The organism is Flavobacterium sp. GCM10023249 (genome assembly GCF_042653365.1).
GTDB lineage: Bacteria > Bacteroidota > Bacteroidia > Flavobacteriales > Flavobacteriaceae > Flavobacterium.
On record NZ_JBHSHZ010000009.1, the window covers coordinates 765984 to 792927 of the forward strand.

A 26944-nucleotide genomic window follows, 5' to 3' on the forward strand; every position below is an offset into this window, starting at 1 on the left:
AATAGATTAATATTATGGTTAATTTAGTGTAAACTTTATCTCAACTTATGAATATCCGAATTACTGGTTCGGGAAGCTATATCCCGACCGAAATTGTGACGAATAAAGATTTCGCCAAGCACGTTTTTTTAAATGATGATGGCACCCCATTTCCATTACCCAATGAAACCATCACCGAAAAATTTCACGACATTACCGGAATTGAAGAAAGAAGGTATGTGACAAATGATTTACTAACTTCGGACATTGCCAGTATTGCAGCCAAAAAAGCAATTCAGGATGCCGGCATCGATCCCGAAGAATTGGATTACATTATTTTTGCGCACAACTTTGGTAACGTGAAAGTCGGCGCAATACAAACTGATATTTTACCCAGTTTAGCCACTCGCGTGAAATTTGACCTGCGTATCAAAAACCCACGATGCGTTGCTTACGATATGCTTTTCGGTTGTCCGGGATGGATTGAAGGTGTTATCCAAGCACAAGCCTTCATCAAAGCCGGAATGGCCAAAAAATGTTTGGTCATTGGTGCCGAAACCTTATCGCGTGTAGTCGACTTGCACGATAGGGATTCGATGATTTATTCGGACGGTGCGGGAGCTACCATTGTAGAAGAAACAGATGCTGACGGTGGAATTTTAGCCCACGAAACCGCAACCTTTACGTATGACGAAGCCTACTATTTGTTCTTTGGCAATTCGTTCAACAAAGACCACGACCCGGATGTGCGTTACATCAAAATGCACGGTCGTAAAATCTATGAGTTTGCCTTGAGTCAAGTACCCAAAGCAATGGCTTCTTGTTTGGACAAAAGTGGTATTGACATTTCGGAAGTAAAAAAAGTACTGATTCATCAGGCGAATGAAAAAATGGACGAAGCGATTATTCAACGCTTTTACCGCATCTACAAACAAACCCCACCCGAAGGTGTGATGCCCATGAGTATCCACAAATTAGGAAACAGTAGCGTAGCCACCGTTCCTACTTTATACGATTTGATCGTAAAAGGCGAAATCGAAAACCAACAACTGAATAAAGATGACGTAGTGATTTTTGCTTCGGTAGGTGCCGGTATGAACATCAATGCGGTGGTGTATCGATATTAATTATGAATTATAAACTCTGTTCACTATAAAAAGGCTACTCTTTCGAGTAGCCTTTTGTTTTTCAACTCTTTATTGTTTTTTTTTAACCGAGTGAAATTTTGGAAACACTCCTTTACACTAAACAATACAATTCTTTTACTTACTCCAGCACTATTGAAAGTAAAATCTTATAAACTAAATTCTTTTCAACATTCTAAAAGTCAATCCATTCCGTCATTGATTCCTATTTTTTTTTCAATTATCTTCGTACGCTCTATTAATCCCATTTCTATGAAACAACTTTACACCTTATTCTTATTTATAAGTGTAACAGTTTCCACAACTGTAAATGCACAAATTGATCCACAATTACAGTGGGTATTAAACACCGAAAACACCTCCATCGAAGGTGGTTTCACCACTGGAAATGGCATCGCAGTGGATGCATCCGGAAACCGTTACATCACAGGATACTTTGACAAAACAGCGGATTTTGACCCGTCAGCAGCAACAGCCAACCTAACGTCCCTAGGCAGTTTTGACATTTATATAGCCAAATACGACCCCAACGGTAATTATCTTTGGGCGAAAAACATAGGCAACACCGGTGACGACAGAGCTAATGCTATTGCTTTGGATAATGCCGGTCAGTTCTATATTATCGGAAATTTCAAAAGTACAGTGGACTTTAATCCTTCCGCTGGTGCCGATAATTTAACATCCGTAGGAGCATTAGATGGCTTCATTGCTAAATATGATACCAACGGAAATTATATCTGGGCCAAAAGTATTTCTGGAAATGCCAGCATATCTTTAAGTTCCATCGCTCTAGACAGCAGCAACCAAATTCACATTACAGGTCACCACAACAACACCGTTGATTTTGATCCTTCGGGTGCTACAGCAAACCTCACAGCAGTAGCAGGAGGTACCGATAGTTTTATAGCCAAATACGACACTAACGGAAATTACCTTTGGGCAAAAAATATAGGTGGCAACAACTTTGACTACGCTTACTCCATTGCGGTAAACAGCAGCGGGCAAGTACACATCACCGGAGTATTTTCAGGCACCGCCGATTTTGATCCTTCGGGAGCTGCCGCCAACCTCACGGCTCTTTCTACAAATTCAGATATTTTCATCGCCAAATATGACACCAACGGGAATTATATTTGGGCAAAAGCAATGGGTGGAAACAACACCGACAGTTCAAATGCAATTGCATTAGACAGCAGTGGTCAAATACACATCACCGGCTATTTTAATGATACTGCCGATTTCAATCCTGCAGCCGCAGTCAATAATCTTACCTCAACTGTGGCAGGTGTTCAGGATATTTTTATTGCTAAATATGACACCAACGGAAATTACTTGTGGGCAAAAACCATTAACGGAAACAGTATAGAAAAATCAAATTCAATTGCCATAAACAGCAGTGGACAGGTACATATTTCCGGATCATTTTATGCTACCGTAGATTTTGATCCTTCAGTTGCCACCGCCAATCTTACTTCCACAGGAAACAATGATATTTTTATCGCCAAATACGACAGTAACGGAAATTACCTTTGGGCAAAAAATTGCGGAGGAGCTAACGATGACGTTGCCAATGCCATTGTTGTAGACACCAATGACAAAATATTCTTTACCGGTTTTTTCAGAGACACCGTAGATTTTGATGCTTCGGTATCTGTTTCCAACCTGACAGCCGGTTTCGGAAATGCGAATTGCTTTATGGCTTGTTACAGTGCAACAGGGACTTTTAACAATGCACAAGTTATTGGAGGGTATTCCAACCAAATCTTTGCAGAGATCGGAAAAGCAATAACTACCGACAATCAAGGCAATGTGTATGTAACAGGTACTTTTAACGGAGTTACCGACTTTGATCCTTCAGCAGCAACCGCTTTACTTACGCCCATATCAAGCAATCAGGATATTTTTATAGCCAAATACAATTCCAACGGAAATTACCTATGGGCTAAATCCATTGGAGGAAATAATGCAAAATATGTCAATTCCATCAAGTTAGACAACAATGGACAAGTACTTATTACAGGCACCTTTGTTGGGGCCGCAGACTTTGATCCTTCCGCTGCAACAGCAACCTTAACTCCTGTGGGAAGTTCGGATATTTACCTAGCCAAATACGACACCAACGGGAATTACCTTTGGGCAAAAAACATGGGTGGAGTTAGTAATGACGAAGCAACTTCCATTGCATTGGACAATAACGGACAGATTTACCTTTCCGGATTTTTCTTTAATTCGGCTGATTTTGACCCTTCACCTGCAACTGCTAATCTGACAAGTGCTGGAGGTTACGATAGCTTCATTGCCAAATACGATGCTAACGGGAATTATCTGTGGGCAAAAAACATCAGCGGAACCAGCGATGAATATTCGATTTCTATGGCTTTGGACAATAACAACCAAATACATATCACCGGAACATTTATAGGAACTACCGACTTTGATCCCTCAGGTGCGGTTGCCAATCTTACATCGGTATCCGGTAATTCAGATGTTTTCATTGCAAAGTACGATTCCAACGGAAATTATATCTGGGCAAAAAACATAGGAGGTTCTGGACCTGAAGTAGTTCGTTCCATAGCATTAAACAGCACAGGACAAATTCATATCACAGGTACATTTCAAAACACGGCAGACTTTGATCCATCTGGAGGCAATGCCAACCTTTCGGCTGTTGGAGCGAGAGATATTTATATTGCCAAATACGACATTAACGGAAACTACCTATGGGCAAAAGGGATGGGTGGAACTAGTACCGATGAAGCAATGTCTTTAAGCTTGGATACCAGTGGCAGACCTCATATTACAGGTTATTTTCAAGGCACGGCTGATTTTGACCCATCTCCAGTAGCTGTAGCCAACTTAACTTCGGCATCAGGAAGCATCGATATCTTTATTGCCAAATACGATGTCAACGGTAATTATATCTGGGCAAAAGCCATCGGAAGTCTAAATGTTGATTCAGCGAATGCCATTGCATTAGATCGTAATAACAAAGTCCACATAACCGGATATTTTAACAATACCGTTGATTTTGATACTTCGGGAGCTACCAGCTACTCTACTGCTTTGAATAATATGGATGTTTATTTAGCGCAATACACTTCCTGTACGACTGCCAATACAAGTATTACCCGTAACGGTATGACTTTAACTGCCGATTCGACTGCCGATTCGTACCAATGGATAGACTGCTCTAACAACAATGCTTTTATTCCAGGCGCTAACAACCAATCGTATACCCCAACTGTAGATGGAAATTACGCAGTTATTTTAACGGTTGGGAGTTGCGACAGCGTTTCTGAATGCCAAGCTGTATTGGGCACTGAAGAAAATCAATTAGAGACGGTCGTATTGTACCCTAATCCTGTTACCAATCATTTTTTCATCTCCCTACCCCACATTTTTGAATCTTCAGAAGTGACGGTTACGAATTTACTGGGTAAAATCATTAAAAAAACGAACTACAAGCAACAACAACAAATCAATATATCGCTTGAAGACACAGCCAGCGGCATTTATTTTGTTCGTCTGGAAGGCGAACAAAAAACAAAAATATTCAAAGTCATTAAACAATAAATCAACCATCAAAAACCTTTCGGAAACGGAAGGTTTTTTTATGCAGGCTCATCAGTAAATTGTACTTCGCCTCCGACTTTTTGAATCTTTTGCTGAATTGCGGTTTTCATAAGAAGAAGACTTTCCTGGTTGAGATGCAACTGCTCTAGACTGTATTGATTGTATTTGTTGAATGTTTTCAGTGCGTGATCCCGGATAATCAAAATCAATCCATCATCGGGCACTTCCTGTTTGCTTAAGTGCGCCATGGTTTGGAATGCAGCTAAAGCTTCGATGCGGTTGCACTCCGCAATGGCGATTTCTTTTTGAATGCGACGGAGCTTGACCTCCGTCTTGATCTCCTCTTTTTTACGTTGCGTGTTGGTGCGTTGTTCCTCCTCTTCCAACAATTGTGTCACTGCTGTAGACATTCCTTTTTCCTGTTGCACGCTTAGCAATAAGGCAGTCAATTGTTGCATGGGCTTCAATGGCAGCGCTGGTTTCCCTGATTTAAACATCGACCATTGACTTCTGGGAACACCTAATAACATTGTCATTTCTTCTAGTTCTAGTCACAGCATTTTTTTTAACTCACCTACCAGTAATTTGGTTATAGTCATGACTTAACATACTAAAAACCCTACCGGTTATCGGGAGGTTTTTTTTTACATCCAATTATCCGATTCACCCAACTTCAATCTTTTGATAATTTGATGTTCCAACAGGTTAAGATTTTCCAATTTTAATTTAGTCATTTCCAGTTTATGCATACTCCGCTTATCCAGCATTTTTTTGGCCCTAGATTGAATTGAGGATGCCAAAGCCTTATCCACCCCATCAAATCCATTCTCAATCACAGTCGCAACAACTAACGCCGCTAAACATTCTTTACGTTGATTTTCAAGAGTTTCAATTGCCTTTTGGATACGATACCGTTTTAATTTTATCGTTTGAAGTTCGCTTTTTAGTTGCTTCTGTATTTTCATCTCTTCCGTCTTTAAAAACGATTTAGTTGCATCAGGCACCTCCTTGACATTCTTTACCTCCCCCATAAGAGAAAACAATCTTATCTTTGCTGCAAAAGAAATCTCTCGCTTGGAGGATTTATACATTGACCAATGACTCACAGAAATCCCCAATAGCCTTGCAATTTCACTCTGAGTTAATCCCAGCACCGGTTTCATTACGTCCTTCTCTTTACATGTGTTTTTCATTTTTTATTTTTTTAAATCAAACACAACTCTTGTGCCTTTTTTTGAAAAAATTAAAAATTAAACACAAAAAAAGTGTTTAATTGTAAAAAAATAAATCCTAAACACAGGAATCAATGGAGTGAGAATTTGGTGTTTTTAAGGAGTAAGGAGAAATGAGTAGGTTGGGAGAAGAGGTTTTGTTTTATTTTTTTTGCATACTATTTAAAATACTACACTCATTCAATTCATTAAAAAATGTAATAAAGCTGCGTATATTTACGAGTTATATGGCATTTTGAAAAACATCGGTGAAAAAGACAGTTTACATATTGACAATTACATTCGGGCTAGCTTTCTATAACAGCAGAGCGCAAGAATCAAATGATAGTAAATCAAAAGTTATTTCTTCAGACACAATTACTAAAAAACAATTTGAAGTTAAAGACAGTATTTATAAAATTGGGGAATTCCTTTTTGAAGCTAAAAGGAATGCAAAATTTGAATTTATAAAAAAGGGTGAAAAGTCAAAAATCAAAACAAAAGGAGATACATTGTATTTTGATAATTACATTGTGCTTCTTGGAGATATTGACGAAATAACTAGTCCTGGCATTTTTAAAAAGTTTAAATTTAACTCACAATTTGAAAATTTTAAGACAAATAAAATTTATAAAGGAAAACTTGCAGATCCAATTTTTTCAACAGACAAATCCGCAAAACGCTTTATTACTCGAATAAAAGATGGTTGTAAAAAAACTGGTGTAAATTTCGCAGGACATTACACAATTATTGAATGGGGTTGCGGAGCTGCTTGTGCACAAATGGCAATTGTGGACAGGATTAGTGGTGAAATAATTTACTCCAAAATCCCTTTCGACAAAAATGATGGGCATTGTGGTGCTGAATATAAAATTGATAGTAGATTGTTAATCATAAACACAGAAGCATTAAGTGAATGGTGGGGATATGAATCAGGCTATAAACGTTGTGACCATTGGAGAATGACATCTGTATTTGAAATTGAGAATAATAAACTTATAAAAATTGAATAACAAGAAAAACGCCATATAACAACGGTTTCACGAATTGGCGAGAATATTGGTAAATTCATATTTGTATTTCGCTATTAATTTTATCTTAGTGAAAAATATAAAGTCCCGAACTTCGACACTTCGCAAAGCTGCAAACCGTTATGCGGCATTTTACCCAAAAATCGTGTGATAGAAATAATTACAAAAGATGAACATAAATTTAAATACTGAAAGATTAAATATAAAACCAATTTCTATACTAAATATTGAAGACATTTATAAGTTGCAATCATTAGAAGAAACGGCAAAGTTTAATACATCGGGAATTCCCAAAAATATAAACGAAACAAAAATTACTGTTGAAAATTGGATTGTCGAAAATGCAAAAGAAGACACCAAACGATTTACTTTTTCAGTTGAATTAATTGATGGAAATGAATTTATCGGTTTGATTGGAATTAATTTAGGGAAAGATCATTATAAAAATGCGGAAGTTTGGTTTCAATATGATTATAAATTTTGGAATAAAGGTTATGCAACAGAAAGTTTAAGAAAAATAATTGATTTCGGATTTAAAAACTTGAAACTACATAGAATTGAAGCTGGTTGTGCAATTGAAAATATTGGTTCAATCAGTGTTTTAGAAAAAGTTGGTATGCTTAGAGAAGCACATACACGAAAATTATTGCCTTTAAAGTCTGGCTGGTCAGATAATTATGGATATGCAATTTTGTCGACTGATGAAAGAAAATAACCCCGATAGCGCGGATTGACTTCGTCTGTTCGGCTAAAGACTAGGGTGCATTCCGTGCTTTATAAAACATGAAAAGACTATAACTTAAAAATGTTGTAGTCTTTTCATGTTTTAATCAATTTTGGACACGAGCCGAACGCTCGCCAGCTTTTGATCCCAATAAAGCAGGTTTACTTAATTTGTTATTACTTATAACTTCCGATCCAACCCTCAATTCATCCTACCGTAACAAACTTATTCAAACCCCGACTAATTCTGAAAAAACTAATCAACTATGAATCAAACTAAAAACCTTCCGGTAAAAAAAGGCTTACTTTACGGTGTAATGTTGGGAATTGTGGTAGTCAGTATCGGGATTATACGTTACAAAACCGGAATGATACTCCACGACGACCAAACACTGAGTTATGTATATTGGTGCATCTTCACATTGACCATTTGGTACGCTGTGTTCCAATACAAAAAACAGGATGGTGCCTCCTTTACCTATAGGCAAACCATTAAAATAGGCCTATTAAGCGGACTCATAAGTGCGGCCTTGTACACCGTTTACATTGTGGTGCTCAATACGTACATTGACCCTGAACTGGCTTCCAAAATAATAGAATACAAAACGATCAACCGAGCAGGTCTGTCCGCTGAGGATGTCGCTAACTCAAACAAAATCATGGAAATGAATGAAGCCTTGAGAGGCTTAGTCTACATGTTCGTGTGCATGTCTTTCGGAAGTATTCATTCAATATTGGCAACGTTTGTAGCAAAAAGGGGTAAGAGTTAAAACCAATACTACTCCCGCTCCGCATAGTCTGACTACGTAGAATCTTCGATTACTGACTTTTCGACAATAATTAACAAAACATCTACTTTAATTTACATAATTAATGGCTCAAAGTCAGGAGACTTTGAGCAGCAGGCTAAAGTTGTAGATATAACCTGTGCATTCCAACTATTTCCTTATTTTTGAAAAGCGTATTCAAGAGTTGTTACATCAATTTTAGCAGTAACATTACAAAAAAGAATAAAAAATTAAAAGATGAATAAAAAACATACTGTATTGATTGGATTTTTTTTTCTGGGAAATGCACTTGCTCAAACTAAAGTCCTTCAGGTACTTGACAATGGTAATTTAATCATCGAAAACAATAAAAAATTTGCCATTTCAAAGGATAGTGCAAATGGAATTTTCAAATTTGACACTATTTATAAATCTAAAAGAGCAGATTATTTATTTACGAAAAAAAATAATTTTTGGGGCATTATAAACCAAGCTAATCAAGTAATAATCCCAAATCGTTATCAAACAATCAATACTGCTTGTTGTTATGGAAATTTAAATGGAAAAGACAATTTTATTGTCAGAAGAGACGACAAGGTTGGAATTATAAATTATAACAACAAAATTCTAATTCCTATAATTTACGACAAAATTACAAATTGGGTTGAACATGGGCCAAAAGCGCATTATGTTTCGAAAAACAATAAAATCGGATTAATAAAACACAATGGTGAAATTATGATTCCGGTTTCTTACGATTCATTATATTATTATAATGACAGCATAATAAAAGGAAAAAACAATCATAAATTTGGAGTTCTTAATTCAAAAAACACTGTAATTATTCCATTTGATTACGATGCACTTATTGTGGATTTCAATACGGATGGATTGGAAGATGAAAATCATATTAATAAATTTGTCGTAAAGAAGAATGACTTCTGGTACTATTTAGACTATAGTGGAAACATCATCGAAAAAGAAATTCCAACTACAGAAATTGAAAAAAAATACGATTCCTTCGAATTGAAAAATTATGATTTTGAATATATTGAAAAAATACTAAATAGTACTATAAAAAACTACTTCTAACCTCCCCCGTTAGCCAGAACGTCCTGCAAATGGCAACAAAAAAGTAAAATGACAACAGATAATGTGTTCGGCTAAAGTCGTAGATATAACTTGTGTGTTCCAACTATTTCCCTATTTTTGAAAAGCGCTATATAACAGTGTGTTTATCGGAATTGGCAATCCTACTTTACAAACTCCTTATGAAAAATCTTTTTGGAATTACGTTCATTTCATTGATGCTACTTATCGTATTAGTGAATTTTGCTTGTCAGAAACAAGAAAACCATCATTCCAACACCTTGCTTTTAGAACAATCAAAAGAATTGACAATTGCTAATAAGAGAGAATTGCACCACTTACTTTCATCCATTTGGTCAATAAATGTAAGAGAAAAAAAACAAACTTCTATCGAAACTCAAAAAATTGAAAATCTGTATACAGAATTTGAAAATTTTGAATTAAAAATTCAAAAAAGCGATCGCAAAAAAGCAATTGAATTAATTAATCAGCAAAATGCGAAATTTAAAAATGATAGTGTTTATAACATCCCAGGATTTATTTTTAAACCTATAGTTATTGAAGAATTAAATGAATTAAACGATGACGTTTTTAAGTCCTATTCGATATCAAAAATTTCAAACTTCTACTTGGTTTCTGCAGGTTATATTTTTACCTCACGTAGTTATGGCCGTGAAGCGCTTTAAAGCGGCTGCTAATAAAAGTGTTACACAATTGCGAATTTGAGGTTAATAAAGGTTTATTTTCGCTAGAAATTCTAACTTTAATAACACCAAAGCTAAAAGTGCATCATTAAAGTAAAGCAGTCAGCTCCGAAGTTCGCAACCTCAACAAGTAGTAAAACGTTACGTGTAAATTGTATGACGACACCGATAGACCACAATAAACTTCTCCAAAAAATCGCAAAAGAGCGACTGAAACCTTATGGAATAGTTCAAAAAGGACAATCACGCACTTTTCTTTACGATAAAGACTGGTATACTATTGTAATTGAATTCCAACCTTCATCTCGGACAAAAGGAACCTATTTGAATATAGGAATTGACTTTAACTTTTATCCAAGAGACTATTTTGCTTTTGGATACGGCTACAGAGAAAAAGGATTTGAAGAGTTCAAAGACGAAGAGCAATTCCATAAATTAGTAATCAACCTTTGTGAACTTTCAATACAACGAGTTCAGGAGCTTGAACAAAAATGTATAGACGTCTGGACTGCACTAAAAACAGTGGAAAAGGAAAAAGCGCACGATAGTTGGAGAATTTATGAGGTGGCGGTTTTACATATTTTGACTTTAAACTTTGACCAGGCAAAAAAACATCTCTTTCAATTGAGCAAAACGAAATGCAAATATGACTGGGAAATGGAAAGAAAGAAAATGGCAGACGAATTATTGGATTGGGTACAAGAAGAACCTGCAAATTTGGACAAGATAAAAAGCATAATCAACAAAACACGACAATTGAAAAAACTCCCGATAGTTCCATTGGACAATTTAACTGAAAGAAAAACGTTTCCTAACCGCACCTCCCCAAAAACGGGCCGGATGTGGTTAAAAAAAATTTTAGGCATTGAATAAATTATTGGCAGTTTGACTTGCTGGCACTACGAAAACTTTGCCATCGGGAAGCCGCAAAACAATAGCAGCAATTAAAAAATGACCGACAATAATTTAAAATTATTAAAATACAATCAACTGTGGCTGGAATTTGGCGTACTGACAACTGATATTCTACTGACACAAGTGAAAGACTTTGAAAGTGGTTTGGACGAAAATACGGAACACTATCGTTTTCGTGCGTTCAAAAACTATTTAGAAACCCAATCCCAATTATCTGATGAGCAAATTGTCAACCTATTTGAACTCATTACAATTGAAACAGATATTGCAATGGCAACCTCCATGGCACTTGACATCTTAAAAAGAAAGTCACTTAACGATTCACAATTTAAACATGTCTCAAACCTTTTAAAACAAATAATTGGAGAGAATATGCAAGCCTATATCGACCAAGAAATAGTTTGGAGACAAAAACGGTAACAAGCAAAATGAGTTACCGCTCATAAATTTTCGAGAAGGTTATGAATTTTGTGGTAAACTCATATTTCTATTTTACTAGACATTTTATCTCTATTCGAAAATGTAAAGTTCTACACTTCGCTACAAAAGAGAAGCCGCGAAAAATTGTATTCAACTAAAAAACAGCACCTAATGAAAAAATTTTTATTTCTTTTTATACTATTGAGTAGTACTTCTTGTACGTTAAAAAAACAAGAAGGAATTTTTTCATTTGAAAAACCTACAGGTTGGAAAAAAATTACATCAGATTCTATATTCGAACATATGAAATCAAAACACCAACCTATAGTGAGTAGAGAAACCTATATAAATATCAGACATCAGTCTAACAGTAGCCTTGACAATCCATTCTTTACAATTGTTAAAAGAGAAAATAAACATGTAAGTGATGACGCTTTTTTTGATTCTGTTCAAAAACAGGTTGACTTGTATAAAGAATTTTATCATCCTATTCAATTTACTGACGAACCAAAAATCATCAAAATTGACAAAATGGACGCATTATATTACTCTTTTGAATTTCAAGAATCAAGAAACAATAAAATAAAACAGCATAGAAGCAAAGCTTATATCATTCCAAATAATAATTTTTCTTATGAAATATATATGAATGATGAAAAAAATCGCGATTATCAAAAAGATTTTGATCAATTACTTTCTTCAATACAATTCGATAAATAGTCCGCTGCGCAAAGTCTTCTTTCATAACGACACTACTCGACAAAGTGGATTCCTCTAAAGGCTATTCGAATTGTTATGGCTATTTTATTTACTTTTGAAATGTATCACAAATAAGCAAAATGTAGGCATACATTCGCTGGAACAGAATAAAGTTTAATCCTTTTAGTTTACCAATCAACTATGCAACTATTCCGAAAATTATTAGGCAGAAAAACACCACATTTGAAAGAAGAAAATTTCAGTGTCACCATAAACAATTTAACGATTGACGACAGTCTGACTTCTGAAAAATTCTTACCTATGAAAAATGAGTTGGTAGAATTTCTTATCACAATTTTACAAGAAATCAATAGACTTGAACAAGAAATTTTTAACCGCAGTGAAAAGTTAAAAAATCCAAAAGAACCAAATCAAGTTCAACCTGGAGAAGATGAATTATGGGAGGAATACACTTCCCGATATCGAAAAATTGTCAGCCCCATCTTCTTGGATACTACTCAGGGAAATCCTGATTCTTTTGGCAACCCTGCAAAATATGATTACCTGCTCTATCCAGATACAAAGTTAATTTTCATAATGAAATCCGAAAATCGAGCGGTTGTTGAAATTGAATTCTATCAAAGTATTGGAAAAAAAGAACAGTTTGTTTTGAAAAAAGAAATAGAAAACTGGAAAATAGCAACAAAAAAATATGGCTTTATAGGAGAAAACACCTGGCACAAAGATTCATTATAATAATGTCGGTTTTCTTTTTACCATACACTATTCATCTTACCTAACTAAACTAAGACAACAAAATAGTATCTAGTCATGCTTTGTACAGTACGAATCCTATTTACTGGAATAAAAGCTACACTTTAGAAAATAAATTATCTTTGTCTATTCGAAAAAAACGCTCTCTAAGAGTTACTTTGTTACCATAAAAATGAGCCAGTCTACTACTACAAAAATTGTTTACAAGAATCCCTACTCCTATATTGCTTTACTTATAATCTGTTGGGGTATGTTTTTGATGAGCGTGACAACACTATATCTATTTGGTATGTGTTTCTTTGGGCTAGGCGCAGTCGTAGTTAGCTATCCGCTACTCGATCCAAAACAAAAAAAAATCATATTCACAGGAACCAAAGCATACAAAGAACAGATCAAAAAGGAATTAGCGAAAAGAAAAACAGATTTTGGGCTTTTTGCTTACACAGACAAAGGATTCACAATAGCATTGCAAAATAAATTTCACACAATAAACTGGACTGAAGTACTTTGCCTTTTTGGCTATAAAGTCGATCTATTTGCTGTTGACGAAATTCGTTTGGACGTTTTTTGCGAAAATAATATTGCATTTACACTTTCTGAAGAAACACCCGGATGGTATGTGTTTTTGGACAAAATCGTCGAAAACTTACCCCAAAGTAAACCAAACTGGGCAATTGAAATTGCTTTTCCTGCCTTCGAAACTAATTTGACACTTATCTTCGAAAAGTACAACAAAAGTGTAGAAGAAGCGAAACAACTGTATTATAAAGAAAAGTAAAGTTATGTATATTACTCTTGATATTAGTAAAAAAATTGAAATGGACTTCGGGCACAAAGCGACTGAAGTGTATGGCCTTTTCGATCAAGCCTTTGAAAGTGCTGCTTATTTGAAGGAGGAAAGAATTGTTCGATGCATAGTGTTTTTGGCCGAACAAAACATCGAAAAGCTAAAAAAATACATCAAAGCGGCCACCGATGATCCAAGAGATGTACTTTTTTGGGCCGAATACCTAAACCATAACGATAAACATCCAACAAAAATTCGAGATTTCGACCAACCTTTTGACCAAGCCACCTTACAGTAAACAAATGAAATTTATACAAAAAACATTCGGAATCCTTCTTTTACTTATTACATTACTTCTCGCCTCTTCCTTTGTTTATGCCTTTCGAATTCTTTTTGATAAATGTATCTACAAATTAGAAGCGAAAGCAATTGGAGCATCAGGATATGCCATTGGATTTGCCCTTCTTTTAAATTGTTGTTCCCTTCTGATTTACTTCTTAACCCGAATGAGTCTGTATTTACTCATAAAGAGAAAAATGAATAGTCGTAAATAAATTGATCGATATAAAAAATTTCAAAAGAATAAACAGAAAGACAACGAGAAAAGTCCCAACATGACTCTTTACTAAACCATTCTAGTACTTCTTCATCATTATTTAAATAACGATTTCGGTAGTACCTCTTTAATCGGGATAATATTAAAAATCCGGTTACCCAATGCAAAAATTACAAAAGCGATGGCAGGTTTGTAACACAGAGTTAGAAACTTATTAGGTGCATCGGGCAGGAATTTACCAACCACAAGCACAACAATCAAAAGCCCGAATACATACAAATACTTACTGCTAAACGGATGCACCCCAAACTTGCGGTAATTAAAACCAATTTTAATCAAATTGTAAACCGTTAATGAAATAGAGGTCGCTATGGCAACACCCGTAATTCCCATTTTAAAAATCAACAGGAAAATAAGATTGTTTACTATCGTTAATACCGCCAAAGCAATGGTAGTGGTATTATTGAACTTGTAATATTTGGAATTCGTAATGATGTAACCGTTAAAACCGGTCGCCAGATCAAACAATAATGCTAAACCTAAAATATAAACCACCGGAAGACCTTGCGCCAGTTCATCACCGTTTTTCATCAGGAAAAATAAATCTTCGATACCTGAGGCGACCAACCCGAATAAAACAGCTCCCATGGTAAACAAATACAAAGAAGTTTTATGATGCAGCGATTTTAAATCGGACATATTGTTTTCTTCAATATACTTTGCGATAATAGGTGCCGAAATGGTATACACGCCCAAAGCCGGAACGGTAATCATACGTACTAAATTAGCCGAAGTATTGTAAATCGCCAAAGGTTTATTCCCAATGAACTCACCAATCATAAAAGCATCGATATTGAGAGCAACGATAGAACCCAAACTACCAAAGAAAGTATAGAACGAATATTGCATGAGCTCCTTCTGGAAATTGTTTTCCTTTAAGAAAGCGAACGAAGTTTTTCCGGTAAATCGATCCAAACGTTGTACATAAAAAAACATCCCTATCAATGCCAATGCAAAAAACAACACTACAATCCAAATTGCTGTCGTAGCTGCTATTTTGAAAAAGAAAAAGGCACTAAAGGCTAAAATCAATCCGAGTTTAGGAAAAACATTTTCGAAAATATTAGGAACCACGATTCTTTTTTTAATCGAAATAAATCGTGAAAACAATTGGATAAGCGCCAAACACAGCATAACCGGAAAAATGTATGCTCCAAAGGCATAAAACTGCGATTCTCTGATTTGTTCACTAAAATAAGACAAAGTCCAAAACAATACCGTGACAATAACAAAATTCCTAAGGATAAACCAAATGGAATACTTTAATAGATTGTGTTGGTTATTGGTTTCTTCCATTTTGGGATAAAACCGAACGTTGGCATGCATAATCCCAAAAGTTACCAAAGGTAGTGCCAATAAGGCTGTAGGCAGAATGTATTGTATTTTACCTGCAAATTCCAAATCGTTAGGATACAGGAATACCGTTGACAGAATCCCTATCAACGTACTGAAGTACCCAACGATACTGTATTTTAAACTTTGCCTTGCTACTACGCTCATTTTGAGTTATGAATTATAATTCTTTCGGCACGAAAATGAAGTTATTGATATACGTATTAAAATCATTCAGATACTCATCCTTTTGGAAATCGGCCATTTGCGATACTTCGAAAGGTTGTAAGCCTAATGTTTTTCGGTCGAAGTAAAACACTTCGTATCCAAACCCAACAATAAAATCGAAGATATCCTTGATTGGGTAATGTGCATGACGCAATTCGATTTCGATGATGAAAGTCGGTTTGATTGTTTCCAGAATGGTTTTACATCCTTTAATCGTATCAAACTCGTGGCCTTCGACATCAATTTTTACGACATCAATTTTGGACACATTTTCTTTTTGAGCCCAATCATCTAGCGTAATGGTTTGAATTTCTATTTTTTCAACAGCATCACCCATATCTTCCAATGAAGCTCGCGTGTCTTGCAAACCGTCACCTTTTTTAGGAATGTGCAACACCGAAGTTCCCGTTTGGGAAGAAACCGCCAATGGAAACAATTTTACTTTTGGAAAAAGCGGCTGAATGTAATTCACCAATGTCTGATTCGGTTCAAAACCATAAATCTTTCCGGATTGAATTACTTTTTCGGCCTGATACAAATAAATGCCTTTATTGGTTCCGATATCGATAAAAACCGAATCACTTTTCAATACTTGATGAATGTACAACAATTCGGGTTCGCACTTATAATTACCGGTAGACAATGAATGCAACGTTTTATAATAACGCTTTTTGTATAATGATGGCCAGTACTTGTAGGCCAGTTTAATAAGACTTTGTAACATTTAGTTTTTTGTTAATTCTAGCAGTTGTTCTTCCAATATGTTTTTCACTTTTTCAAAGGTATATTTTTCAACGTAAGGATTTAGTTTTTCATATTCCTTTTTGAGTTGTTCTACTGTAACAGTATTCAACATCTCGTACAACTCGTTTTCATTTTCATAATACAGATTATGCCAGTCCATTTTCGGATAACTTCCCGGAAAGATTCCTATTTTACCGTTATATATACAATCGGCTTCACTCCCACTGACCTTCGTACTGCCGTAACATTCATCCACCCAATAAAATGAGGTTTGTTCTTTGACAGGACACAAAAGCAAATGCGCCTTACTGATGATTTTGCTGTAACTCACCCACGGAATAAACTGACTGAAATACGTAATCCGGATTTTGGAATGACAATTCTTTTTCAACTGTTCCAATTGACTCACAACCGAATCATTTTCAGGTTTCCCTAAGAATGTAAACTGTAAAGTAGATTGTGGTTGCAGTCGAGAAATAACGCTCAGTACCAAATCAACATCTTTCCTTTTATTCGAAACATTACCGGGCATCACAATGTGAATTACCTCATCCTCTGGAAAAACAGATTCATGGCAATAATTCATCTGAATCAATTTTGATTTAGCCGAATGCTTTCCGTTGGCTAGAATTGTTTGCAATGCTGCTTCTGAAATAACACCGTATTGTTTTGCCTTAAGAATTACTTTTCGTTGCGAAGCCACTTTTTCTTTCAGGTACAATTTCAAGAAATAGGTAAATCGCTCCTTTTCTTTCAAAATATTAGCGAAAGAAATAGTTTTGAAGAACAAACTGAAATTCAGGTTATGAATCAGACACAACACCTGTTGCGAAGTGAACAGTTTCTCATAATCTCTAAAATCACGGTGTAACGTATTAACCACGACACCTTCAAAATGGGAAAAATCTGTTTCTGCCACCGAAACGATAAGCGAAATATGTTCTTGTGGAATTGCCGTTAGTTTGTCATAAACTTTCGGACTTACAAAAAAATGAAAATCAATACGATTCATTCTAGAAACCAACAAATACCATTGTTCGAGCAGAGCCGAATGGGTTTCCATTTCAATAAAAGCAATTTTCTTCTTTTCCAAGAGTTTTCTATTTCTTATTGGACAAAAATAAAGATATTTCCGCTTTGAAAGGGATTAATTTCTGGTATTATCCGACACTTTAGTTAAAATTTATTTCTTAAAATTTATGTACGTTTGTAGTCATTATACTGAAAAATGAACTATTACATCGTCATACCCGCACACAACGAAGAAAAGTTTATAGGATTAACACTTGATTCTTTGATCAACCAAACCGTTTTACCCAAAAAAGCGGTCATTGTTAATGATAATTCTACGGATCAAACTGGTCCGATAGTGCAATCCTATATCGAAAAATACCCATGGATTTCATTGGTACATAAACAATCGGACGCCATTCATTTGCCAGGCAGTAAAGTGATACAAGCTTTTCAAGCTGGACTTGCTACTTTGGACGAAGAGTATGACATCATGATCAAAGGTGATTCGGATTTAATTTTTCCTCCCCATTATTTCGAAACAATTATACAGCATTTTGAGAGCGATCCTACTATTGGCATGGTAGGTGGATTTGCATACATCGAAAAAGAGGGCGAGTGGATTTTAGAAAATTTAACCGATAAAGATCATATTCGCGGTGCATTCAAGGCATATCGAAAAGCAACCTTCCATCAAATTGGCGGATTGAAACCCGCTATGGGCTGGGATACGGTAGATGAATTGTTGAGTAAATATTACAATTGGAAAGTGGTTACCGACGAAACTTTGAAAGTAAAACACTTGAAACCTACGGGAGCCAACTACAACAAAACAGCACGATACAAACAAGGCGAGGCATTCTATACCCTGGGCTATGGTTTTTTCATTACTGCAGTCGCATCTTTAAAACTGGCCATGCGAAAAGGAAAACCTTTATTGTTCCTGGATTATATCAAAGGTTTCTGGAAAGCCAAAGCCGAAAACAAAACGATGCTGGTAACTCCAGAACAAGCCAAATTTGTCAGAGCCTATCGCTGGAAAAAAATGAAGGCGAAACTTTTTTAAATTTGACAAAAAACAAATCATCCTAAAATATATACTTCCAGGATGACCGTTACGTTAAATAAGATTCTATTTTTAGTTTAGAAAAGCCACATCGATATATTTATTTACAACCGATTCAAATTCTTTTTTGTTCACCGGTTTCGATAAATAGCCATTGAACGCTTTATTGTAATTTTCTTTATTTTCTTTAAACGCATAGGAAGATTGCGCGATAATAGGAATCTCGGGCGCTTCATTTTTAATGAGTTGTGCCGCGGTATAACCATCAACTTGTGGCATACGAAGATCCATCAGAATTAAATTGATATCTGGGTTTTCTTTGTAAATCTCATAAGCTTCTTCCCCATTTTTAGCCCGAATAATTTCTACATCTCCTTTTTCCAATAATTTTTTAAGTAGCATGAAACTGATTTCTTCATCTTCGGCAATCAGTACTTTAATTTTTTTCTTTTCTTGAACTGCCAATTCATCTATTGTTGACGGCACATAAGGCACCTTAAAATAGAAAACGGTTCCCGCACCTACTTCCGATTCTACTTTTAAATCGCCTCCCATCAACTCGACATATCGTTTTACGGTTGAAAGACCTAAGCCAACATCTCCTGTATTACTCAACAATTTTTCCTTACTACTGCTATTAAGACCAATACCACTATCTCGAACATAAAATTTTAATTCATCCTTAACCAAGCGGTATCCCATTTCTATAAAGCCTTTATTGGTAAATTTCAACGAATTGTGAAGCAAACTGGTAAAAACACGAGTTATCTTTTCTTTATCAAGCATCACGGTATCTTCATCATCTGCCAACCCTTTAAAAGAACGCAAGTTCAGCCCTTTATAAAACACCTGATCTACAAACTTAATTTTCAAATCATCAAGCAGTTCATTTAAGGATACGCTTTGGGTATGAACCGATTCATTTTCGGATTCGAAAGAATGGTAACTTGTGAATTCGGCAAAAAGTCCGTGGAGTTCATTGGAACAATTGGTAATAATCTCGGCAAAGTTATTTTTCTCCTCCACATCCAAAGAAGCAGTACATAACAAATTAGACAAACCAACGACCGTATCTAATGGACCTTTGATTTTATTCAAAAAAGACACTACCATTTCAGGACTTTGAGGTGGATAACCACCCGGATTTTCCAGATTCAAACTATTTAAAACAATCTTTGCCTCTTTATCAGTATCATTCAACAATAAGGACAAACCCATGAGCTTTTCTTTTAAATGCGCCATCCGACTCTCAATCGCATCATAGGAGGATTTATTTGTTTCCATATACTCTGTTTTTAAATTAACACTTTCATTTATCATGGGGCTAATTCAAACAAGTTCAATGGGATGTAAATGTTTTTAAATTTTTTAATTATTTGAATATCATAAAGTTACAGTTTTAAAAAAGAAAAAAAAACGTTTTATCAAAATCTTTACCCAATTTTATGTTAAACTATCCAAAACCATAAATTTATTTCAAACCTTCACTCTGTTTTCAAATATCAGGCCTACAACTTAAAATAATTCGGAAGCACTATCCTACTCCTGACAATTTTCGTATTTTCGCTATTATTTTTAAGCCTATGATGCTCGTTAGATATTTATCACAAATTGGGAGGTATTTTATCATGCTTCGCGAAATCTTCAAAAAACCCACCAAATGGTCTATGATGCGCCAATTGATTTTCAAGGAAGTGGATGATTTAGTTATCGACTCACTAGGAATTGTTTGTTTCATTTCGTTTTTCGTAGGTGGGGTTGTAGCCATTCAGACCGCGTTAAATCTTACCAATCCATTGATTCCAAAATACTTGATTGGTTTTGCGACCAGACAATCGGTAATTTTAGAATTTGCCCCTACATTCATTTCCATCATTATGGCAGGAAAAATGGGATCATTCATAACCTCTAGTATTGGAACTATGAGGGTTACAGAACAAATTGACGCATTGGAAGTTATGGGTGTTAACTCATTGAACTACTTAGTTTTTCCTAAATTAATGGCTTTATTGTTGTATCCATTCGTAATTGGTATCAGTATGTTTTTAGGAGTCCTAGGAGGATGGATGGCTGCTGTTTATGGTGGTTTTACATCTGCAGATGAATTCATCAACGGAATTCAAGTTGAATTCATTCCATTTCACGTAACCTATGCATTCATCAAAACCTTTGTTTTTGCGTTTTTACTCGCAACCATTCCTTCTTTTCATGGCTACTATATGAAAGGTGGTGCTTTGGAAGTAGGTAAAGCAAGTACAGTATCCTTCGTTTGGACATCTGTAGTGATTATTTTATGTAACTATATTTTAACGCAACTCCTTTTAGCGAAATAATTATGATTGAAGTAAAAGACATTAAGAAATCATTCGGAGACCAAATGGTCCTAAAAGGAATTTCTACTACGTTAGAAGCAGGAAAAACCAATTTAATCATTGGACAATCTGGCTCAGGTAAGACGGTTTTTTTAAAATCATTATTGGGAATTCATCATGTAGATAGCGGAACCATTTCATTTGACGGCCGCATTTACTCGGAAATGAGAGATGATGAAAGACGTGAGCTAAGAACTGAAATCGGAATGGTATTTCAAGGGAGCGCGTTGTTTGATTCGATGACTGTGGAAGAGAATATTGGTTTTCCTTTGAAAATGTTTACCGATAAAACCAAAAAAGAAATTAAAGAAAGGGTTGACTTTGTTATTGACAGAGTGAACTTAATCAATGCCCATACTAAAAAGCCTTCAGAAATTTCAGGAGGTATGCAAAAACGTGTCGCAATTGCTAGAGCTATCGTTAATAATCCCAAATATTTATTTTGTGACGAACCCAATTCAGGATTGGATCCCAAAACGGCCATCGTTATTGACAATCTGATTCAGGAAATTACTAAGGAATATAACATTACCACCGTTATTAACACACACGATATGAACTCGGTGATGGAAATTGGCGACAAGATTGTATTCTTAAAAAATGGATTAAAAGCTTGGGAGGGAGATAAAACTCAGATTTTCAAAACCGATAACGAAGCCGTTACCGATTTTGTATATTCATCTGAATTGTTCAAAAAAGTAAGGGAAGCCGTATTGAAGGAAGGAATTTAACGTTCCTTCAATTTCCCTACAACGGCTTTAATATCTTGTTCTTTATTTTTGGGATAAATCAAAAGTACATCGTCTTTGTCTACCACAATATAATCCGTCAAACCATCGATTACCACTAATTTCTTACCTTCGGTCCGGATAATATTATTGGATGCATTCTCTAAAAACACAGTAGCATTAACTACTGCATTATCTTGCTCGTCTTTTGGCAATTTATCGTACAAAGAACCCCAAGTTCCTAAATCATTCCAATCAAAAGTCGCCGGGAGTACAAACACATTCTGTGCTTTTTCTAAAATGGCGTAATCCACAGATATATTCTGAGCTAAAGGATAATTGTCTTGTATAAACGCATTTTCTTTATCCGTATTTAACACTTCATAGCCATTCATAAAATGAGCATACATAGAAGGCTGAAAGGTTTCAAAGGCTTTTAGCACTGATTTGGCACTCCAAACAAAAATACCTGCATTCCACAAAAAGTTTCTACTTTGAATGAATTTGCGTGCTGTGGCATAATCCGGTTTTTCACGGAACTGTTTCACCTTTTTAACGGGACGTGAATCCAACTTATCGAATTCGATATAACCATAACCCGTATTAGGGAAAGTGGGCAAAATACCCAAGGTCATTAAATTTTCGTCTCTATCACAGAAATCAAAAGCGTGCTGAAGATTTCTACAAAATTGCACTTCGTCTTCAATCCAATGATCAGAAGGCGCCACAACCATTACCGCATCTGGGTTTTGTTTCTTGATTTTTAACGATGCGTACAAAATACATGGGGCCGTGTTACGCATAGCTGGCTCCAGAACAATTTGCTCTTGTTGCACCATTGGCAATTGCTCCAAGACAATATCGTTATAACTCTCGTGAGTCAGGATTAAAATATTCTCTTTTGGTATGATCTGAGATAAGCGGGAAAACGTTTTTTGAATTAACGTTTCACCTGTACCCAACATATCATGAAACTGTTTTGGGAACTCGGTTGTACTTACCGGCCAAAAACGGGAACCTACCCCTCCGGCCATAATTATAGCATAATAATTCTTGTTCATAGTTTAAAAGTTACGAAGTAACGAATCGGCAAAGTTACAAAGAATTCTATTTAACTAGGCAGTAACTCCACTTCCGCATTCGGATTAAACAAATAAATTTTCCCGGTGGCAATTTCCATACATTCTATACGCTTAGTCCGTAGAGCCACTTTTTTAAATATTTTCCCATTATGGATTCTGAATTTACTTCCATAGGGAATTTCGAAAACATAATTCTTGTCATTCTCGGGATCGAATTGTTTTAAAGCCAAAGCCAAAGTAGCATCGGTATCACTACTCGCTTTCGGATTTCTGAAATGTCTTGCAATTAAAGGCAATAACTGATTCGGAAAAATTTCCGGACGAATGAAAGGTACCATCAAACGTTGAAACGTCAGTTTCCATTCATCTCCATGTGGTTTTATCAATCGACCGTATTTTTCAAAAGCCACCAAATGGGCAATCTCATGAACTAAAGTAATTAGGAAACGGTATTTGTTCAAACTGGCATTGACTGTAATCAGATGATAACCCTGAGCATCCTTTCTATAATCCCCATGTCGAGTTAATCGTTCATTGACAATTTTAAGATGCACATGATGGGTTCTGATTAATTCAAAACACATGGGAACAGCATGTTCCGGTAGATATTTTAATAAAACATCGCTCAATTTAAGGTGTAGTTGATGAAACCTGAAGTATTTTTCCGTTGAAATATTGATTCCCGGTCAAAGCAAAATTAAAAATATAATCCGCCATTCCTGCAGCAGATATTGGAGCTTCATATCCTGGGAATGCTTCCTGTAGCATTTCGGTTTGTACCGCACCCAATGCCAATACATTAAAAGCAATTCCTCTCTCCTTATATTCCTCTGCCAATAATTCTGACAAAGTAATCACCGCCCCTTTACTGGAACTATAAGCTGCTAATCCGGCAAACTTCATACTTCCTTGAATTCCACCCATAGAACTAATAGTCACTACATGGCTCCCTTTCTGCAAATACGGAATACAAACACGAGTTAAATTAGCTACTCCAAAAACATTTACTTTATAGATATTTTCGAATTCCTCACCTGAAATCTGATCAAAGGGCTTTAACAATAACGAACCAGCATTATGAATTAGAACATCTACTTTCTTCCAAGTATGTTCAATGAAATTTTCAACTTTTTTTAAATCCTCTTCAATAGACAAATCGATAGACAAACAGGTAATATTTGAATTTTCAATTAATGCCTGTGGCGTTTTTCTTGAAATTGCCAGAACCTGATGTCCTGCGTTCGCAAACAAAAGTGCTAATTCATAACCAATTCCACGAGAAGTTCCCGTGATAATAATATTTTTATTTTCCATCTAATTGAATTTCTTTTTGAGGCGCATTAATCATTTTCTCCAAAACAGGAATACAAATATTGATTACTTTCTTCATATGTTTCACATCCATTTTTTCGAATTCATCATCTGCGTGATGGTAAAAATCATAGTTTTCAAAATCGAAGGTTGAAATCGTATGAGATGGAATATTATACTCTTGGTAAAATGGATAATTATCTGACGCTTTAAACAATTGGTAATGTGATTCAGCGGGTAAGTAACCAATCCATTTTTCACCCGCATATTCATTCATTCTTTTGGCCATATTGGATTTGGTGATACCAGTCATGTAAACCAACATGTCTTTATCTTTCATTGGAACGCCAATCATTTCAAAATTGAACATAAAATACACATCAACCCCGTCCTTTTTCATATTCTGAGCCAAATGTCTGGATCCCAGCAATCCTTTTTCCTCCGCTGTGAACAAGGCTAAAACAATAGAACGTTTATTGTTCCTGTTTTTCCCGAAATACCTTACCAACTCTGTTACAGCAGTTGTACCAACGGCATTATCATTAGCTCCATTGGCTATAATATCACCTTCAACCTCACTTGCTGTACCAATATGATCATAATGTGCACCGATTACTACATACTCGTTTTTCAATTTTGGATCCGTTCCTTCAATAACACCTACGATATTAAAAGCCGGTTTATCGAAATTAGTCAACTTATCTCTATAGGTTGCATAGTAAGGCTTGACATTGTTTTCTTTGTAAATCTGTTCCAGAAAAGCCATGACATTTTCCATTTCTGGCGTACCTGGTTCTCTACCTTTATTCGCATCCGATGTCAAAAAAGAAAGAGTTTTAGTAATACTTTCTTCGGAAGATAAATTATTTTCCGATTGTGCACAGGAAAGATTCAGCGAAAAAAGTGCAGAAATAATGAAGAGATAGCGCATTGATTATTAGTTTGAGATATGTAAAAATAAAAAATCCCGACGAATCGGGACTTTTTGAATGCAAAAATATTTTAATTAGGCTAACATTGTAACCGGATTTTCCATAAAGGCTTTGAATGTTTGAAGAAATTGTGCACCTGTAGCACCATCAACCGTTCTGTGGTCACATGCCAAAGTCACAGTCATGGTATTACCTACAACAATCTGACCATTTTTAACAACAGGCTTTTCAACGATAGCTCCTACTGATAAAATAGCCGAGTTCGGTTGATTGATAATCGAGGTAAAAGACTGGATTCCGAACATCCCCAAGTTAGAAATGGTAAAAGTACTTCCTTCCATCTCATTTGGTTGAATTTTTTTCACTTTTGCTCTACCAGCCATATCTTTTACAGTAGCACCAATTTGTGTCAATGTCATTTGATCTGTGAATTTCAACACAGGAACAACCAATCCATCTTCAACAGCTACAGCTACACCAATATTTACATGGTGATTAATAATCATAGCCTCTTCTTTCCATTGAGAATTCACTTGTGGGTGCTTTTTCAATGCCATAGCCGATGCTTTGATTACCATATCGTTAAATGACACTTTAGTTTCAGGCAAACCGTTAATCATATTACGTGAAGCAATTGCATTATCCATATCCAACTCGATAGTCAAATAGTAATGAGGAGCCGTAAATTTAGATTCTGACAAACGCTTAGCAATTACTTTGCGCATTTGTGAATTTTTCACTTCTTCTTGGAATACTTCACCAGCTGGAACAAATGGTTTAACAGCTGCAACTGCTGAAGTAGCCTGAGCAACTGCTTGAGCAGGAGTTGAAGCTGCAGTAGCAGTTCCAGGAACAAAATTCTCCACATCTGCTTTAGTAATTCTTCCATTTTCTCCGGAACCATTTACCTGGGCTAAATTAATTCCTTTTTCCTGAGCAATTTTTTTAGCCAACGGAGAAGCAAAAATTCTACCTGAAGCATTAGCAACAGGAGTTGCAACTGGAGTAGAAGCAGCAGCAGTAGTAGCTACTTTATTTTCTTCAACTTTTGGAGTTTCAATTGAACCACCTACTTTAAAATTAGCAACAATCCCTGAAACATCTGTTCCGGCCGGACCTAAAATTGCTAATATACTGTCAACTGGAGCCGAACCACCTTCTTCAATTCCAATGTACAATAAAGTACCCGCATTGAATGATTCAAATTCCATTGTTGCTTTATCTGTTTCAATTTCAGCAAGAATATCTCCTTCTTTTACTGCATCGCCCACTTTTTTCAACCAAGTTGCTACAGTTCCTGTAGTCATGGTATCACTCAAACGAGGCATTGTAACCACTTTAACACCTGCTGGTAATTCTGCAACTGGTGCTGCAGTAGCAGTAGCTGGTTTTTCTTCATCTTTTGGTGCTGGCTCTTCGGCTTTTGGTGCTGAACCACCTTTTAACAAAGCAGAAATATCTTCTCCTTCTTTACCTATAATAGCCAACAATGAATCTACCGGCGCTGATTGGCCCGCTTCGATTCCGATATGCAATAAAGTTCCTGCATTAAAAGACTCAAACTCCATGGTCGCTTTGTCTGTTTCAATTTCAGCAAGAATATCTCCTTCTTTAATTGTATCACCCACTTTTTTAAGCCATGTTGCAACGGTTCCTTCCGTCATGGTATCGCTCAAGCGCGGCATTGTAATTACTGTTGCCATAA

28 protein-coding genes are annotated in these 26944 nt (G+C 35.8%); 17 read left to right on the forward strand and 11 right to left on the reverse strand.

Annotation, left to right across the window (positions count from 1 at the left end):
* Positions 1 to 47: 47 nt before the first annotated feature.
* Complete coding sequence (locus tag ACFO7M_RS10240) at positions 48 to 1106, forward strand: 3-oxoacyl-ACP synthase III family protein (protein WP_379735474.1); 1059 nt, start codon at positions 48 to 50, stop codon at positions 1104 to 1106.
* Positions 1107 to 1376: 270 nt separating this feature from the next.
* Positions 1377 to 4697 (forward strand): T9SS type A sorting domain-containing protein, encoded by a 3321-nt coding sequence (locus ACFO7M_RS10245; protein ID WP_379735476.1) that lies wholly within the window; start codon positions 1377 to 1379, stop codon positions 4695 to 4697.
* A 38-nt stretch (positions 4698 to 4735) separates the two neighbouring features.
* Here the strand turns inward: ACFO7M_RS10245 and ACFO7M_RS10250 are convergent, their stop codons facing one another.
* Together ACFO7M_RS10250 and ACFO7M_RS10255 are read right to left on the reverse strand one after the other, a co-directional pair.
* Positions 4736 to 5233 (reverse strand): hypothetical protein, encoded by a 498-nt coding sequence (locus ACFO7M_RS10250; RefSeq protein WP_379735478.1) that lies wholly within the window; start codon positions 5231 to 5233, stop codon positions 4736 to 4738.
* Positions 5234 to 5341: 108 nt separating this feature from the next.
* Positions 5342 to 5890, reverse strand: coding sequence for a helix-turn-helix domain-containing protein (locus ACFO7M_RS10255; protein ID WP_379714904.1), 549 nt, complete (start codon positions 5888 to 5890; stop codon positions 5342 to 5344).
* A 287-nt stretch (positions 5891 to 6177) separates the two neighbouring features.
* On the opposite strand from ACFO7M_RS10255, the gene ACFO7M_RS10260 reads away from it, so the two are divergent.
* The 12 genes from ACFO7M_RS10260 to ACFO7M_RS10315 all read left to right on the forward strand — a co-directional run bounded on the left by ACFO7M_RS10260 (position 6178) and on the right by ACFO7M_RS10315 (position 14371).
* Complete coding sequence (locus ACFO7M_RS10260) at positions 6178 to 6921, forward strand: hypothetical protein (protein ID WP_379714906.1); 744 nt, start codon at positions 6178 to 6180, stop codon at positions 6919 to 6921.
* Between the two features lie 187 nt (positions 6922 to 7108).
* Positions 7109 to 7654, forward strand: coding sequence for a GNAT family N-acetyltransferase (locus ACFO7M_RS10265; protein ID WP_379735480.1), 546 nt, complete (start codon positions 7109 to 7111; stop codon positions 7652 to 7654).
* A gap of 274 nt (positions 7655 to 7928) precedes the next feature.
* Positions 7929 to 8432, forward strand: coding sequence for a DUF4199 domain-containing protein (locus tag ACFO7M_RS10270; protein ID WP_379735482.1), 504 nt, complete (start codon positions 7929 to 7931; stop codon positions 8430 to 8432).
* A gap of 255 nt (positions 8433 to 8687) precedes the next feature.
* Complete coding sequence (locus ACFO7M_RS10275) at positions 8688 to 9521, forward strand: WG repeat-containing protein (protein WP_379735484.1); 834 nt, start codon at positions 8688 to 8690, stop codon at positions 9519 to 9521.
* Positions 9522 to 9700: 179 nt separating this feature from the next.
* Positions 9701 to 10204: a hypothetical protein gene (locus ACFO7M_RS10280; RefSeq protein WP_379735486.1), complete on the forward strand. Its 504-nt coding sequence runs from the start codon at positions 9701 to 9703 to the stop codon at positions 10202 to 10204.
* A gap of 174 nt (positions 10205 to 10378) precedes the next feature.
* Entirely contained in the window at positions 10379 to 11095 is a 717-nt protein-coding gene (locus ACFO7M_RS10285; protein WP_379735488.1) for a hypothetical protein, read from the forward strand.
* 78 nt (positions 11096 to 11173) lie between these two features.
* Positions 11174 to 11557 carry a hypothetical protein gene (locus ACFO7M_RS10290; protein WP_379735490.1) on the forward strand — a complete coding sequence of 128 codons (384 nt, stop codon included), beginning with the start codon at positions 11174 to 11176 and terminating at the stop codon, positions 11555 to 11557.
* A 171-nt stretch (positions 11558 to 11728) separates the two neighbouring features.
* On the forward strand, positions 11729 to 12277 hold the full coding sequence (locus tag ACFO7M_RS10295; RefSeq protein ID WP_379735491.1) for a hypothetical protein: 549 nt from the start codon (positions 11729 to 11731) through the stop codon (positions 12275 to 12277).
* A 222-nt stretch (positions 12278 to 12499) separates the two neighbouring features.
* Positions 12500 to 13012, forward strand: a complete 513-nt coding sequence (locus ACFO7M_RS10300) for a hypothetical protein (RefSeq protein WP_379714926.1) — start codon at positions 12500 to 12502, stop codon at positions 13010 to 13012.
* A gap of 190 nt (positions 13013 to 13202) precedes the next feature.
* Positions 13203 to 13808: a hypothetical protein gene (locus ACFO7M_RS10305; RefSeq protein ID WP_379714928.1), complete on the forward strand. Its 606-nt coding sequence runs from the start codon at positions 13203 to 13205 to the stop codon at positions 13806 to 13808.
* 4 nt (positions 13809 to 13812) lie between these two features.
* Positions 13813 to 14115 (forward strand): hypothetical protein, encoded by a 303-nt coding sequence (locus tag ACFO7M_RS10310; RefSeq protein WP_379714930.1) that lies wholly within the window; start codon positions 13813 to 13815, stop codon positions 14113 to 14115.
* Positions 14116 to 14119: 4 nt separating this feature from the next.
* Positions 14120 to 14371, forward strand: coding sequence for a hypothetical protein (locus ACFO7M_RS10315; RefSeq protein ID WP_379714932.1), 252 nt, complete (start codon positions 14120 to 14122; stop codon positions 14369 to 14371).
* 98 nt (positions 14372 to 14469) lie between these two features.
* Here the strand turns inward: ACFO7M_RS10315 and ACFO7M_RS10320 are convergent, their stop codons facing one another.
* Genes ACFO7M_RS10320 through ACFO7M_RS10330 form a run of 3 tightly spaced genes read right to left on the reverse strand, consistent with a single transcriptional unit; the run spans position 14470 to position 17830 of the window.
* Positions 14470 to 15933 (reverse strand): lipopolysaccharide biosynthesis protein, encoded by a 1464-nt coding sequence (locus ACFO7M_RS10320; protein WP_379714934.1) that lies wholly within the window; start codon positions 15931 to 15933, stop codon positions 14470 to 14472.
* 13 nt (positions 15934 to 15946) lie between these two features.
* Positions 15947 to 16717, reverse strand: coding sequence for an FkbM family methyltransferase (locus tag ACFO7M_RS10325; protein WP_379714936.1), 771 nt, complete (start codon positions 16715 to 16717; stop codon positions 15947 to 15949).
* Positions 16718 to 17830, reverse strand: coding sequence for a hypothetical protein (locus ACFO7M_RS10330; protein WP_379714938.1), 1113 nt, complete (start codon positions 17828 to 17830; stop codon positions 16718 to 16720).
* A 135-nt stretch (positions 17831 to 17965) separates the two neighbouring features.
* Between ACFO7M_RS10330 and ACFO7M_RS10335 the strand changes: the two genes are divergently transcribed.
* Positions 17966 to 18814 carry a glycosyltransferase family 2 protein gene (locus ACFO7M_RS10335; protein ID WP_379714940.1) on the forward strand — a complete coding sequence of 283 codons (849 nt, stop codon included), beginning with the start codon at positions 17966 to 17968 and terminating at the stop codon, positions 18812 to 18814.
* A 72-nt stretch (positions 18815 to 18886) separates the two neighbouring features.
* Here the strand turns inward: ACFO7M_RS10335 and ACFO7M_RS10340 are convergent, their stop codons facing one another.
* The gene (locus ACFO7M_RS10340; RefSeq protein WP_379714942.1) at positions 18887 to 20098 is read right to left on the reverse strand and encodes a hybrid sensor histidine kinase/response regulator; all 1212 of its coding nucleotides are present in this window, start codon (positions 20096 to 20098) and stop codon (positions 18887 to 18889) included.
* 299 nt (positions 20099 to 20397) lie between these two features.
* Here ACFO7M_RS10340 and ACFO7M_RS10345 point away from each other — a divergent pair, with 299 nt between their 5' ends.
* Positions 20398 to 21147 (forward strand): MlaE family ABC transporter permease, encoded by a 750-nt coding sequence (locus ACFO7M_RS10345; protein ID WP_379714944.1) that lies wholly within the window; start codon positions 20398 to 20400, stop codon positions 21145 to 21147.
* Positions 21148 to 21149: 2 nt separating this feature from the next.
* Complete coding sequence (locus tag ACFO7M_RS10350; RefSeq protein WP_379714946.1) at positions 21150 to 21917, forward strand: ABC transporter ATP-binding protein; 768 nt, start codon at positions 21150 to 21152, stop codon at positions 21915 to 21917.
* Here the strand turns inward: ACFO7M_RS10350 and ACFO7M_RS10355 are convergent.
* From ACFO7M_RS10355 to ACFO7M_RS10375, 5 genes are all read right to left on the reverse strand, one after another.
* The gene (locus ACFO7M_RS10355; RefSeq protein WP_379714948.1) at positions 21914 to 22975 is read right to left on the reverse strand and encodes a mannose-1-phosphate guanylyltransferase; all 1062 of its coding nucleotides are present in this window, start codon (positions 22973 to 22975) and stop codon (positions 21914 to 21916) included. The genes ACFO7M_RS10350 and ACFO7M_RS10355 overlap by 4 nt on opposite strands.
* Before the next feature lie 50 nt (positions 22976 to 23025).
* Positions 23026 to 23625: a SprT-like domain-containing protein gene (locus ACFO7M_RS10360; protein WP_379735493.1), complete on the reverse strand. Its 600-nt coding sequence runs from the start codon at positions 23623 to 23625 to the stop codon at positions 23026 to 23028.
* A gap of 1 nt (position 23626) precedes the next feature.
* The gene (locus ACFO7M_RS10365) at positions 23627 to 24310 is read right to left on the reverse strand and encodes an SDR family NAD(P)-dependent oxidoreductase (protein WP_379735495.1); all 684 of its coding nucleotides are present in this window, start codon (positions 24308 to 24310) and stop codon (positions 23627 to 23629) included.
* Positions 24300 to 25238 carry a M28 family metallopeptidase gene (locus ACFO7M_RS10370; protein WP_379735497.1) on the reverse strand — a complete coding sequence of 313 codons (939 nt, stop codon included), beginning with the start codon at positions 25236 to 25238 and terminating at the stop codon, positions 24300 to 24302. The genes ACFO7M_RS10365 and ACFO7M_RS10370 overlap by 11 nt, the downstream gene beginning before the upstream one ends.
* Before the next feature lie 75 nt (positions 25239 to 25313).
* A complete protein-coding gene (locus ACFO7M_RS10375) occupies positions 25314 to 26942 on the reverse strand; it encodes a 2-oxo acid dehydrogenase subunit E2 (RefSeq protein ID WP_379735499.1) in 1629 nt (542 codons plus the stop codon).
* Positions 26943 to 26944: the final 2 nt, after the last annotated feature.